This is a genomic window from Hymenobacter terrigena (assembly GCF_054776515.1).
On the sequence record NZ_BAAHBU010000001.1, the window covers coordinates 1,375,576 to 1,388,244 of the forward strand.

Here is a 12,669-nt window from a genome sequence, read left to right on the forward strand (position 1 = left end):
CATTACATGTGTTTAATAGAATCCGGCACCTGATAAAAGGTGGGATGCCGGTACACTTTGTCGTTGGCCGGGTCGAAGAAAGCCTCCGCATCATCGGGGTTGGAAGCGTGCACGTGCTTCGACTCCACCACCCAAATGCTGATGCCCTCCTGCCGGCGCGTGTACACGTCGCGGGCATTCTGGATAGCCATTGCAGCATCAGCCGCGTGCAGGCTGCCCACATGCTTGTGGTCGAGCCCCTGCTTGCTACGAATAAAGACCTCCCACAGAGGCCATTCGGATTGATTCATCTTAGTTGAATTCAAAAGTACTTGTCATCCTGAGTTGGTGGATGACAGACGGTAATATCTTCGCTCACGCCACTACCGCCTCACGCTCAGCGCGCTTGGCCGCGTGCGCCATCGCGGCCTCGCGTACCCAGGCGCCTTCCTCGTGCGCCTTCACGCGCGCCCCGAGGCGGTCGCGGTTGCACAGGCCATTGCCTTTCACCACGGCCCAGAACTCGTCCCAGTTCACCTCGCCAAAGTCGTAGGCCTGGCGGGCTTCGTTCCATTTCACTTTTTCATCCGGTACGGTCAGGCCCAGGAATTCGGCCTGGGGCACCATCATATCCACGAATTTCTGCCGTAGCTCGTCGTTGGTGAAGCGCTTGATACGCCAGTTCATGCTCTGCGCGGTGTTTGGCGAGTCCTCGTCTTTGGGGCCGAACATCATCAGTGTGGGCCACCACCAGCGGTTCAGGGCTTCCTGGGCCATGGCTTTTTGCTCAGGCGCACCTTCGCACAACGTCTGCATAATCTCGAATCCCTGGCGCTGGTGGAAGCTCTCCTCCTTGCACACCCGCACCATGGCGCGCGCATACGGGCCATAAGACGTGCGGCACAACGGCACCTGGTTCAGAATGGCCGCGCCATCCACCAGCCAGCCCACGCAGCCCATGTCGGCCCAACTCAACGTTGGGTAGTTGAAAATGCTTGAATACTTGGCTTTGCCCGAGTGTAGGTCGGCCAGCATCTGGTCGCGGGTGGTGCCCAGCGTTTCGGCGGCGCTGTAGAGGTAGAGGCCGTGGCCCGCCTCGTCCTGCACCTTGGACAGCAGAATGGACTTCCGCTTGAGCGAAGGCGCGCGCGTAATCCAGTTGCCCTCCGGCAGCATTCCAACCAACTCCGAATGAGCATGTTGCGAAATCTGCCGAATCAGCGTCTTGCGGTAGGCATCGGGCATCCAGTCCTTCGGTTCAATGCGCACATCGGCATCAATACGGGCCTGAAACTGCTCTTCCTGGGTCATTTCCAACGTTTCCATACGCTTTCAACAAAGCTCAACTAACAATCGTTAGTTAAAAGTAAGAAATATTATCGGCTGCTATTGGTCGAAATCAACTGCCACCGTTTCGGTGATAGGCCGGGCCTGGCAGGTCAGCACGTAGCCCTTTGCCACTTCCTTGTCGGACAACGAATAGTTTACGTCCATTTCCACCTGGCCGGCCGTCACGCGCGCGCGGCAGGTGCTGCACATGCCATTTTTGCAGGAATACGGCGCATCCACGCCCGTTTCCAGCAGTGCATCCAGAATGGTGTTGCCGTAGTACGACATCTCCAGCACGCGGGTATTGCCGTCGAGGTGCACCGTTACGCGGCTGTGCTTGTCGTCCTCGCCTACGGGTGGCAGCTTCAGCTTGGCCGCGCCGCCTGCACCGGCATTAGCCGAGCCAAACATCTCGAAATGAATCTTATCCGCCGCTACGCCGGCATCAGCCAGCGCCGTGCGTACGCCATTTATCATGTCCTCGGGCCCGCAGATGAAGCATTCATCCACCTGGCTGGCTGGCACAATCTTTTCCAGAAACTGGGCGGCCTTTGCCTGGTCGATGCGACCAAACAGCAGGTCCGATTCGCCCTGCTCGCGGCTCAACACATGGTACACGCTGATGCGATTCAGGTACCGGTTTTTCAGCGCCTCGATGCCTTCCTTAAAAATGATGGAATTGCGCCCCCGATTGCCATACACCAGCGTAACCTGGCTGCCGGGCTCGGTCAGCAGCACCGTTTTGATGATGCTGAACACCGGTGTGATGCCGCTGCCGGCCGCAAAAAACAAGTAGTTTTTGGCCTGCGCCGAATGCAGTGGCGTATGAAAGTGCCCCGCCGGCGGCATCACGTCCAGTTCCTCGCCCACCCGCAAAGCATCCACGGCCAGCGACGAAAACCGACCCTGTGGCACCTTCTTAATGGCCACCTGCCATTCGCCTTCCAGCGGGCTGCTGCAAATGGAATAGGACCGCCGCAACTCCTCGCCGTTGTGCTCGCGCCGAAACGTCAGGTACTGGCCCTGGGTGAACTGGAATGTCTCGCGCAATTCCGCTGGCACGTCCAGCGACACCACGACACTGTCCGGGGTTTCCCGTTGAATGCGCTTGATTTTAACTTTATGAAAACGACTCATTACTAATCCTTTGCCAAGCCGTTCAGTAGAATGGCCATGATATCTTCTTCCAGTTCCTGCGCCGTGACGCCCCGGCCCGGCCGGTACCACAGTTCCACCCACCGCACGGCCGAGAGGATGGTAAACAGGGCCACTGAAGCATTTACGGGTCGGAATTCGCCAGCCGCAATGCCATTTTCAATCAGTGCCGCAAAGCCCTTCTCGTACTGCTTGCGGGCGGCCTTAAACTGCTCCAGCTTGTTATCCGTCAGGTATTTCCAATCATTATTGGCCACCGATACGGCCGCGCCGTCTTCCAACATCAGGTTGATGTGCCGGCGCAGCAGCTCTTTCAGCTTGTCGCCGTTTGAGCCGGGCATCCGCTCCACCTCAGCCAGTTGCGCGATGTAAGTATTGGAGACGTGAAAGCAGAGGTGCTCCAGAATCTCGTCCTTCGACTTGATGTGGTTGTACATGCTGGCCGCCTCCATGCCAACCTCCCCCGCCAAATCGCGCATCGACGTACCGCCGAAGCCTTTCAGCTTGAACAGCTTAGCTGCTTCATCCAGAATAATCTGGCGCTTGTTCAGTTTCTTGCTCATGTGCAGTGCGGGTAGGTACTACTGGTACACAAGAACATGGCAATTACACTGCGATACAGCACAAATTGCTCAATATCAAAACTGAGAGGCATGAAACGAGCAGAAGAAGGTGGGAATAGAGGAACTCAAAGGTACGGCAGCCGTTCTAACTAACAAATGTTCGTTGTTGTTTGTCAGGCAATCTGACCATTCCAATAAAAAATAACCGCGACAGTAGTGAAATGCTAGCGCCATTTCCAGCCTTTTAAGCCTAATGGCTCTGTCCTACTCAGGTTACTTTATTATTTTTCATATTTTATATACCTCATTATGAACATAGTGAGTATTCACTTACAGATAGTGAGCTAACACTCATTTTACAGTAAGGAATCTTCTCTACCTTTGTCTCGCTGTCGAGCAACATCTCACCCGTTTGTCAAACAGCCAAATTCCCACGTTCTGTTTAACCAGATGAACTCCCACCCCGTCTGGAAACATTTGCTGGAAACGACGTTGCCTTCGTGCTAGAAGGTTCCAACAACGAGTTTATCAGCCTATTACAGCCGGCTAAGTCGAATTATTTCGATTTGGCCGGCTGTACCTTTTGGGGGTAATCCGAGTCAGGGGCATTTTTTACCCGTGCGGACGACGTTACTTTACCCAAATACGTATTTCCCGAGTCCGGAGCCGTTGGTTCGGGCTTTCATCCTCTTCATCCGGTCTGGCCAATGACCAGTCATACTAAAATCGAACAGACGGCCCTGCAACTCTTTGGTGAGCGCGGGTACGACAATACCTCCACCCTGCTCATCGCCAAGACGGCCGGGGTTTCCGAAGCCTTGTTGTTCAAGTACTTCCTGAGCAAAGAGAAGCTTTTTGAATACCTGATTAAGCAGGGCTTTCAGCGCATTGTGGAAGCCAACCGCGGCATTCTCGCTGAGAAAGACCCGCGTGCGCTGATTGAGAAAACCATTGACCTGCCCTACAAGCTGGTGCACGACGAGCCCGATTTCTGGAAAGTGCAGGACAAGGAATTCAGCAAGCCACTGGTGCAGAAGTATTTTCAGCGTTTTATGAGTCCCATTGACAGCCTCTTGAAACAGGCTTTCGCGCAGCTCGGCACCGACGACCCGGAAATGATGACGCTGCGGCTGCTGCTCCTCATCCAAAGCTTGTGGCGCAACCTGCTGTACGAACACGACGACAGCCTGCTGCGCGTAGGCGAGCACCTCAAGAAAACGTATGTGCAGGGGCTGCCGCTACCCGAATAACGAGTAGTACTGAGAAAATGCGGCTTGCGCCTTTTTAAAATCAATCAATTGATTGATAAGGAATTTGAGCCCAGTAAAACGGTGCAGGGCTGGTGCTTCCCTAGGGAGGCGCGTGCCGCCTTCAGGCCATTTACATCTATGGGTCCCAATTTTGCGTTGGTAAAAGTGCCGCCCACTTTTTTTGCCCATGCCCCATCACGCCGTCCACCGCTTGTTGCGCCCGCTATTGGTTTGGCGGGCACGCCACATCAGCGAGCGGATGTATATGCTCATTCTGAGCGTGTTGGTGGGCGGGGCGGCTGGCTTGGCGGCGGTGTTGCTCAAGAATTTGGTGCACTGGGGCCAGGAAATGCTGCGCATGGGCATTTCGGAGCCCAACCGGGTATTTGCGCTGTCGGTGTACCCGGTTATCGGCATTGCACTCACGGTGCTATTCACCAAGTTGTTTCTGGGCGGGCAGCTGGGGCGTGGCATCGCGCCAATTATTTATAACACGGCCCGCGAAGGCAGCGTGGTCCCGCGCTCGAAGCTGTACTCGCAGCTTATCACGGCCTTTTTCACGGTGACGTTTGGCGGCTCGGCCGGTACCGAGGCCCCGATTTCGGTGACCGGCGCGGCCATTGGCTCCAATGCCGGACGGGTGCTGCACCTGGACCGGCGGCGGCGGCGCCTGCTCACGGGCTGCGGGGCGGCGGCGGGCGTGGCGGCCATTTTCAACTCTCCCATCGCGGGGGTACTGTTTGCCGTCGAAACCATTCTGCTGGAGCTGCCAGCGCAATATTTCATTCCGCTGCTGATTTCGTCGGCCACGGCCACGGTGATATCGAAGGTGCTGTACGCGGGCCAGCCGTTCGTGCTCATCACCACCAGCTGGCCGGTTGATGCGGTGCCGTTTTACGTGCTGCTGGGGTTGTTTACGGCTTTCTTCTCGGTGTATATGATTCGGACCTACCATTGGTTCGACCACTTTTTCGAGCGCTGGCCGGGGCTGAACTGGCGCAAGGTGCTCATTGCGGGCGCGGCGCTGGGCGGGCTCATTTTTTTATTTCCGACGCTGTATGGCGAGGGCTACAATACGGTAGAGCTGCTGCTGCGCGGCCACGCCGACCACATCACTGATGGCAGTATTTTCTCTGTTTATCAAGACAATAATCCTTGGCTGCTGCTGGTGCTGGTGTTGTTCAGCATGATGCTGAAGGTGGTGGCCACGAGCATCACGGTGGGCGGCGGGGGCAACGGGGGCATGTTTGGCTCATCGTTGTTTGCTGGGGCGCTGGCGGGGTTTTTCTTCGCCCGGCTCATCAACCTAAGCGGGCTGGTACACATTCCGGAGGTGCATTTTGTGGTGCTGGGCATGGCGGGCACGCTGGCGGGCGTAATTCACGCGCCGCTCACGGCCATTTTTCTCATTGCCGAGATTACCGGAGGCTACGCGCTGTTTGTGCCATTGATGGTGGTTACGAGCAGTTCTTACCTGATTACCAAATACTTCGAGCCGTACTCGGTATACACCCGCAAGCTTACCCTGAAGGGTGTGGACGTGTACGCCAACCGGGACCGCGGCCTGCTGGCCCAGCTGGACCCGCGCAAGCTGCTTGAAACCGATTTTATTCCGGTGCGGCCCAAAACCACGCTGGGCGAATTGGTGGAAATTTTCCGTCACTCCTCGCGCAACCTGTTTCCGGTAGTGGCGGCGGGGGGACGGTTGCTGGGCGTGGTCAGCCTCGATTCGGTGCGCGATGCGCTCTTTGATGACGCACACTACGGCACCACCAGCGTGCGCGAGTTGATGAAGCCCGCCCCGGCAGTAGTGGGGCCGAATGACGACCTGGGCCACACCCTGAGCCTACTCGACCGGCACAATGCCTGGGCCCTGCCGGTGTGCGAGGAAGACGGCCGCTACCTGGGCTTCATCCTGAAATCGGCCATTCTGGCGCGCTACCGCAAACAGCTTATCCAAGAGAGCGAGGCGTGAGGACGAAAAGTGTAGCCATTGTGGGTGGTGGCCCGGCCGGCTTGCTGGCGGCCCAGCGGCTGGCCGAACGGGGCTGGAAAGTGCAGCTTTTTGAGGCGCAGGCTACGGTGGGGCGCAAGTTTCTGGTGGCCGGCCACGGCGGCTTCAACCTGAGCAATGCGGAAGAAGCCGCACTTTTTGCCGGCCGCTACGGCACGGAAAGCACCCGTTTTAAGGCTTTGCTGGGATACTTTTCGGCCGCTGAATTGCGGGCCTGGGCGGCCGACTTGGGCATCGAAACCTTCGTGGGCACCAGCGGGCGCATCTTTCCGGTGGCGGCACACAAACCGGCCGATTTGCTGCGGGCTTGGCTGGGGCGACTGCGTGAGCTGGGCGTTGAAATCAACACCCGTCACCGCTGGCTGGGCTCTGTGGGTGCTGTGGGCCTGCGTCTGCGCGACGAAAGCGCCGGGGCCGGCGAAGCCCGTGAATTTATCATCGAACCCACGGCTACGGTGCTGGCGCTGGGCGGCGCAAGCTGGGCCAAAACCGGCTCCGATGGCGCGTGGGTGCCGCTGCTGAAGAAAATTGGCGTGCCGGTGGTGCCTTTCGCACCGGCCAACTGCGGGGCGGAAGTAGCCTGGTCGGCCTTCTTTCGGGAGAAAGTGGGCCGGGCTCCGCTCAAGAACATTGCCCTGTGCGTGAACGACGGCCCGGCCGTGCGCGGCGAACTTATGCTCACCGATTATGGCGTAGAGGGAACCCCTGTGTACGCCCTCACCCCCCAGGTTCGGGCCGCACTGGCGGCGGGAGGCCCTGCCGTGCTGCATCTCAACCTCAAACCCGACCTTCCCCCGGCTACGCTCCTCCAGAAGCTCCGGCAGCCGCGCGGCAAGTCCTCTTTTCCTGAGTTTCTAAAAAAAGCTCTACACCTGGGGCCACCGGTGCCCACGCTAATGCGCGAGATGGCGCCTGAGGCAGCAGCGCTTGAGCCGGAACCTTTGGCTGCCCTGCTCACAGCCGTGCCACTGCCCGTGACGGGCCTGCGGCCGCTGGATGAAGCCATTTCCACGGCTGGCGGCATTGCCTTCTCCGCGGTCGATGAGAACCTGATGCTGCGGCAGCGGCCGGGCACATTCGTGGCCGGCGAGATGCTGGACTGGGAGGCGCCCACCGGCGGCTACTTGTTGCAAGGTTGTTTCAGCACCGGGGCGTGGGTGGCGCGGGCCATTAATGAAGCCTGGCCTTCGGACAGCCGTTGAGGCTCGCGAATTTGAGCGAACCACTCGCTACAGCTTCGTTCTCAGCCCGGCTTTTTCTTCGGCTTCGCGTAGTATTTCGCGGGCTTCGCCGAGCAGGCGGCGGCCGGGGTCCAGCTCGTCGCGGGCGATGAGGGCGAAAAGCAGGAAAAACGAAACCAGCGGCAGCAACCAGCCCAGCGCAAACCACAGCCAGAACGACCGGCCCCGGCTATGGGCGCAGTACCCGGTCAGAATCGGGATAAAAGATATGGCCACCGCCATCACAAAAAGCATGTCGACGAAGAGCATAAGCTTGCGAGGATGGGGAGGTGAGGACTAGGCGGCTACCGCGACCAGCCGGGTACCGAAGATACGGCTTTTGGAGAAATGCCTGAAGCACTTGGGCAGGAAATTTGTTTCGGCGCACCACTATCCATCTTTTTTTTGCGTAGTTCGGGGCGAAGCCGGGTCCGCGACGGGTCCCGACCGTTCTGTATTTGCCCATGTGGGAACACCAAAGCCTGTTTCGCGTATCTGCCCAACTCTTTGCTGAGGGGGTTTTTAATCTCCTCGACCGCAGCCTGCGGCCCGAGGTATTCTTGTTAGGATTTGCTTCGGCCAAGGAAGCCGACGAGCCCGATGCCGTGGTGCTGGAGCCTACTTCGGTGCGCTATTCGCCCGCCGATTTTCGGGAAGTAAAGCGCAAAGCCACGGCGCTGGAAGCCGACAAAGGCCCCCAGGGCTCCGTGTACCACCTGCACCCCAACGACCACGACCGGTTCGAGAAGCAGCATTGGTACGAGCTCATGTGCCAGGCCACCGAAAGCACCCTGCAAAGCCTCACCACCAGCCGCCACGAAAGCCGCCGCTCGTTCTGCTCCACGCCGGTTAGCCTGCAGGGCTACCTCGTGACGGTGGTGCTCCAGCTTTCGGCCGAGTGCTATGATAATTACTACGCTCTGCCCAAGCCCGGCTCGGGCCGCCCCGCCAACTTGCCCCATGCGGCCGTTCTGGAGTTCATGCACGACTGCACCCGCGCCCTGCGCGAGGCCGACACCGCCGACAACGACCAGCCCGTTCTCGACCGCGACTACAATGAAGTGCTGCGCTCGGCCGGCCGGCGGCTGATGCTGCGCGTGGCCCCTGCCGGCACCCACGGCCTGTACGACGCCTGCAACGGCGTGGCCGCCCTGCGCCACGAGGGCGACGAAGGCATCGGCACGATGCTGGTGAGCCGCCGCCAGCACCCGGCCGTGGTGCCCGTGCTCACCCTGGAAACGCCCGTGCCCATGCGCGACCACCGCTCCATCCGCAAGCTGCTGGAGTTGAGCGAGGGCCATACGGCGCTGATTTCGGACGCCTCGCACGTTTTCGGACTGGGCCAGCTTGTGCCCGAGTCGGACTCGCAGTTTGAGCCGCTCGTGACGGTGCATTTCACCAACCACTACAGCTGGGAGGTGAGCCACGCGGGCCATGTGCTCATGCGCGTGGTGAGCAACACGCCCCGCCTGCCCCAGGGCCAGGTGGCCGCCGATAACTTCGCCCGCATCGTGCGCATCGTATTTCCGTCGCTCGACCGCGACAGCATTGAATACCTGTGGGACCTGGCCCAGCAGGCCACAACCCAGCCCAACGGCACCATCCTAGTCATCACCACCGGCGCCGCCAACGAGGCCAAACGCCTCACCCGCCAGAGCTTCCGGGTGGTGCCGCGCATCATGACGCCCTCGGTGCTGCGCCTCGTTACCAACATCGACGGGGCCGTGCTCATCGAGCCCAACGCCATGTGCCACGCCATCGGCGTCATCCTCGACGGCCTGGCCACCGACCGGGGCGACTCCTCACGCGGCGCCCGCTACAACGGCGCCCTCCGCTACGTGAGCAGCAGCAAATACCCCGTGCTGGCCGTGGTGGTGAGCGAGGACGGCTGGATTGATTTGCTGCCGAGCTAGAAATTGCCTGTCATTGCGAGGCGGAGCCGAAGCAATCCGTCCTGTCAAAATCCGACACTGACTTTTACCAGAAAGCCCCGGTACTATGTAGTACCGGGGCTTTTCATATTTAAAAAAGCTTTATCATATCTCAGGGCTGGTCGCATTCAGAGGACGGATTGCTTCGGCTCCGCCTCGCAATGACAGGCGTTACCCGTTCACCGAGCCCATCATGGCCGCCGGGTACCGTAAGCCCGCCGCAGCTTTGCCCTTCGGCGCAATTTCATCCAGCTGCGCCAATTCATCCTTCGTCAATTCAACTTCTAACGCGCCCAGGTTTTCCTCCAGGTATTTCACGCGCTTAGTACCGGGGATGGGCACCACGTCTTCGCCCTGCGCCAGTACCCAAGCCAGGGCCAGTTGGCTGGCGGTACAGTGCTTCTGCTTGGCCAAATCATTGATGCGGGCCACTAGGTCGAGGTTTTTCTGGAAGTTCTCGCCCTGGAAGCGGGGCGTGTGGCGGCGGTAGTCGTCCTCGGCCAGGTCCTCGAAGCGCTTAATCTGGCCCGTGAGGAAGCCCCGGCCCAGCGGCGAATACGGCACGAATCCCACCCCCAGCTCGCGCACGGTGGGCAGAATCTCGTCCTCCGGCTCGCGGCTCCAGAGCGAATATTCGGTTTGCAGCGCCGCAATGGGGTGCACCGCCACGGCCCGGCGCACGGTGGCCGGCGCGGCCTCGCTCAGGCCCAGGAAGCGCACTTTGCCTTCCTCCACCAGCCGGCTCATGGCCCCCACGGTTTCCTCGATGGGCGTATTGGGGTCGACGCGGTGCTGGTAGTAAAGGTCGATATAGTCGGTACCAAGGCGCTTGAGGCTGCCTTCGCAGGCAGCTTTCACGTACTCGGGGCGGCCGTTGATGCCGCGCTTGGTGGGGTCATTCGGGTCGCGCTGAATGCCGAATTTGGTGGCCAGGATAATGCTGTCGCGCTTGCCCTTGAAGGCACGGCCCACCAGCTCTTCGTTTTTGTAGGGACCGTACATGTCGGCGGTGTCGAAGAACGTCACGCCCAGCTCCAGGGCGCGGTGCAAGGTGCGGGTGCTTTCGGCATCGTCCTGCCCGGCGTAGAAGTCGGACATGCCCATGCAGCCCAGGCCCAGGGCCGATACAGTGAGGCCGGAGCGGCCCAGTTGGCGGGTTTTCATATAGTGGTGGTTTGGTAAATGAGTGGATGAATGGACTAAAATCCGTCATCCTGAGCGTAGCGAAGGACCTTCTCACCGCTGACTTTCTGCAGTAATCACAAAAATCAGCCGCCGTGAGTAGGTCCTTTGCTACGCTCAGGATGACAAACCGGTTGACTCCAGCTTTTGATTTCGCACTTTTTTCTCGGTCCCGCCACGACCTTCCCCGGGCCTGATTATAGCTCCCCTCGCTCCCGCCTCACCTTTCCCTCACGGCCGCCGGCCGTACCTTTGCTCCGTGAACAGCTCCTTCAAAAATGCGCTCCGCGCCGCCGTAGTGGCCTCCGTGCCGGTACTGGCCGCCTGCTCCTCCCCCAACAAGCCCATCAGCGAAAACGGCGCGGCCTCGCCCGCCAGCGCCGCCGAAATGGCCCTTATGAACCAGCACGACTCTCTGATGGCCCAAACCAGCCAGCTCTACGAGCTCAAGGCCAAGCTCTCGGGTTACCATTCCGAAGCCCCTGCGCCCTACATCCACGGCCTGCTGGCCGCCGATAAGGCCATGATGAGCTGGATGCACCAGTACAAAGCCCCCGACACCACGGCCGCGCCCGCCACCCGCCTCGCCTATTTCCAGCAGCAGCAGCTAATACTCGATGCCGTGCAGCGCCAGTACAAGGCCACCATCGACTCGGCCACCCGCTTCACCACCGAGCACCCCGCCGCTGGCGACGTGCCGCCCCCCGCTTCCAAATAACCCCGCTCCACCCATGTTCAACCGCCTGCTGTTGCTGCCCGCACTGGCCGCCACCCTGCTCACCACCGCCTGCACCGAGCCGCCCAAGGAAGCCGCCAAACTGCCCATCATGGGCGAGCGCGACGTGCGCCCACGTGCCGACGGCGGCCCCGCCGACACCGTGTTTGCCACCGTGCCCCGGTTCCGCCTCGTGGACCAGGCCGGCCAGACGCTCACCAACCAAACCTTCGCCGGCCGCGCCTACATCGCCGATTTCTTCTTCGCCACCTGCCCCGGCATCTGTCCCAAAATGCAGTCCGAGCTGCTGAAAGTGTACGCCAAATACGGCCAGGACCCGCGCCTGACCATCCTTTCGCACACCATCGACCCGGCCCACGACACCATCCCTGTCCTAAAGGACTACGCCCAGCGCCTCGGCATCACCGACGCCAACCGCTGGCATTTCGCCACCACCGGCGCCCATGGCGAGCCCACCGCCAAAGACACCGTTTTCCAGCTGGCCAAAGCCTACTTCACCGCCGCCCTCCCCGACCAGCAAGCCCCCGGCGGCTTTGCCCACAACGGCACCTTCGCCCTCGTCGACGACCAGGGCCACATCCGCGGCCTCTACGACAGCCTCAACCCCAAGGAAGTGCAGCGCCTTATCGCTGAAATCCCGGTGCTGCTGGCCGAGATTGACAGCCGCAAAAAGGGCGTGGCCGGGAAGTAAGAACGGGAACAAATAGCCCGTCATGTAGAGCGCAGCGAAGCATCTTGCCCGCCACCACTAAATCTTTTCTTGCGATTGGATTTGTGATTGCGGGCAAGATGCTTCGCTGCGCTCTGCATGACGTTCTTTTGTAGTGTTGCTGACCATACCATAACATGCCCTTCTGCCCCCCGCGCCTCCTTTCTGGCTTTTTGCTGCTCCTGCTGCTCCCCGGTTGCTTCAGCAACAACCGCCACCAGGGCGAGAAGCTCTACGCCCAGCACTGCGCCAGCTGCCACGGCGACCAGGGCCAAGGCCTGGCCCGCCTCATTCCGCCCCTGGCCGGCGCCGATTACTTGGTGGACCACCGCGCCGAGCTGGCCTGCCTGCTCCGCAACGGCCAAAGCGAAGTCATCGTGGTCAACGGCATTGGCTACCACAACATCATGCCCAGCAACAAGGGCCTGAGCCCCGCCCAGCTCACCAACTTGCTCAACTACATCGAGAGCCACTGGGGCAACGAGGCGGCCCCTCGCACCATCCGCGAGGTGCAGGCCGATGTTGATAAGTGCCACTGAGGGGAATGGATTGGTAGCGGCAAACGACTGTCATCCTGGGCGCAGCGAAGGACCTTATCACG

General features: G+C 60.2%; 13 protein-coding genes. 7 read left to right on the plus strand and 6 right to left on the minus strand.

Annotated features, from left to right (window positions below; translation table 11 throughout):
- Positions 1 to 2: 2 nt before the first annotated feature.
- The 4 genes from paaB to ACYU7Q_RS05665 form a co-directional block, all read right to left on the minus strand.
- Positions 3 to 290: a 1,2-phenylacetyl-CoA epoxidase subunit PaaB gene (paaB, locus tag ACYU7Q_RS05650; RefSeq protein WP_168675518.1), complete on the minus strand. Its 288-nt coding sequence runs from the start codon at positions 288 to 290 to the stop codon at positions 3 to 5.
- Positions 291 to 354: 64 nt separating this feature from the next.
- Positions 355 to 1,305 carry a 1,2-phenylacetyl-CoA epoxidase subunit PaaA gene (gene paaA / locus ACYU7Q_RS05655; protein WP_460608453.1) on the minus strand — a complete coding sequence of 317 codons (951 nt, stop codon included), beginning with the start codon at positions 1,303 to 1,305 and terminating at the stop codon, positions 355 to 357.
- A 60-nt stretch (positions 1,306 to 1,365) separates the two neighbouring features.
- Positions 1,366 to 2,445 (minus strand): 1,2-phenylacetyl-CoA epoxidase subunit PaaE, encoded by a 1,080-nt coding sequence (gene paaE / locus ACYU7Q_RS05660; RefSeq protein WP_460608454.1) that lies wholly within the window; start codon positions 2,443 to 2,445, stop codon positions 1,366 to 1,368.
- Positions 2,446 to 2,447: 2 nt separating this feature from the next.
- Complete coding sequence (locus ACYU7Q_RS05665) at positions 2,448 to 3,026, minus strand: TetR/AcrR family transcriptional regulator (protein ID WP_460608455.1); 579 nt, start codon at positions 3,024 to 3,026, stop codon at positions 2,448 to 2,450.
- 707 nt (positions 3,027 to 3,733) lie between these two features.
- Here ACYU7Q_RS05665 and ACYU7Q_RS05670 point away from each other — a divergent pair.
- The 3 genes from ACYU7Q_RS05670 (at position 3,734) to ACYU7Q_RS05680 (ending at position 7,492) form a co-directional block, all read left to right on the plus strand.
- A complete protein-coding gene (locus ACYU7Q_RS05670) occupies positions 3,734 to 4,276 on the plus strand; it encodes a TetR/AcrR family transcriptional regulator (RefSeq protein ID WP_460608456.1) in 543 nt (180 codons plus the stop codon).
- 187 nt (positions 4,277 to 4,463) lie between these two features.
- Positions 4,464 to 6,251: a chloride channel protein gene (locus ACYU7Q_RS05675; protein ID WP_460608457.1), complete on the plus strand. Its 1,788-nt coding sequence runs from the start codon at positions 4,464 to 4,466 to the stop codon at positions 6,249 to 6,251.
- On the plus strand, positions 6,248 to 7,492 hold the full coding sequence (locus tag ACYU7Q_RS05680) for a BaiN/RdsA family NAD(P)/FAD-dependent oxidoreductase (protein ID WP_460608458.1): 1,245 nt from the start codon (positions 6,248 to 6,250) through the stop codon (positions 7,490 to 7,492). The genes ACYU7Q_RS05675 and ACYU7Q_RS05680 overlap by 4 nt, the downstream gene beginning before the upstream one ends.
- 27 nt (positions 7,493 to 7,519) lie before the next feature.
- Here ACYU7Q_RS05680 and ACYU7Q_RS05685 read toward each other — a convergent pair whose 3' ends face one another.
- On the minus strand, positions 7,520 to 7,780 hold the full coding sequence (locus tag ACYU7Q_RS05685; protein ID WP_198070347.1) for a hypothetical protein: 261 nt from the start codon (positions 7,778 to 7,780) through the stop codon (positions 7,520 to 7,522).
- A 194-nt stretch (positions 7,781 to 7,974) separates the two neighbouring features.
- Here ACYU7Q_RS05685 and ACYU7Q_RS05690 point away from each other — a divergent pair, with 194 nt between their 5' ends.
- The gene (locus tag ACYU7Q_RS05690; RefSeq protein WP_460608459.1) at positions 7,975 to 9,423 is read left to right on the plus strand and encodes a diadenylate cyclase; all 1,449 of its coding nucleotides are present in this window, start codon (positions 7,975 to 7,977) and stop codon (positions 9,421 to 9,423) included.
- A gap of 189 nt (positions 9,424 to 9,612) precedes the next feature.
- Here ACYU7Q_RS05690 and ACYU7Q_RS05695 read toward each other — a convergent pair whose 3' ends face one another.
- Complete coding sequence (locus ACYU7Q_RS05695; protein ID WP_460608460.1) at positions 9,613 to 10,605, minus strand: aldo/keto reductase; 993 nt, start codon at positions 10,603 to 10,605, stop codon at positions 9,613 to 9,615.
- 277 nt (positions 10,606 to 10,882) lie between these two features.
- Here ACYU7Q_RS05695 and ACYU7Q_RS05700 point away from each other — a divergent pair, with 277 nt between their 5' ends.
- From ACYU7Q_RS05700 to ACYU7Q_RS05710, 3 genes are all read left to right on the plus strand, one after another.
- A complete protein-coding gene (locus ACYU7Q_RS05700; RefSeq protein ID WP_460608461.1) occupies positions 10,883 to 11,341 on the plus strand; it encodes a hypothetical protein in 459 nt (152 codons plus the stop codon).
- Between the two features lie 13 nt (positions 11,342 to 11,354).
- The gene (locus ACYU7Q_RS05705; RefSeq protein ID WP_460608462.1) at positions 11,355 to 12,050 is read left to right on the plus strand and encodes an SCO family protein; all 696 of its coding nucleotides are present in this window, start codon (positions 11,355 to 11,357) and stop codon (positions 12,048 to 12,050) included.
- A 155-nt stretch (positions 12,051 to 12,205) separates the two neighbouring features.
- A complete protein-coding gene (locus tag ACYU7Q_RS05710) occupies positions 12,206 to 12,607 on the plus strand; it encodes a c-type cytochrome (RefSeq protein ID WP_460608463.1) in 402 nt (133 codons plus the stop codon).
- The last annotated feature ends 62 nt before the right edge of the window (positions 12,608 to 12,669 follow it).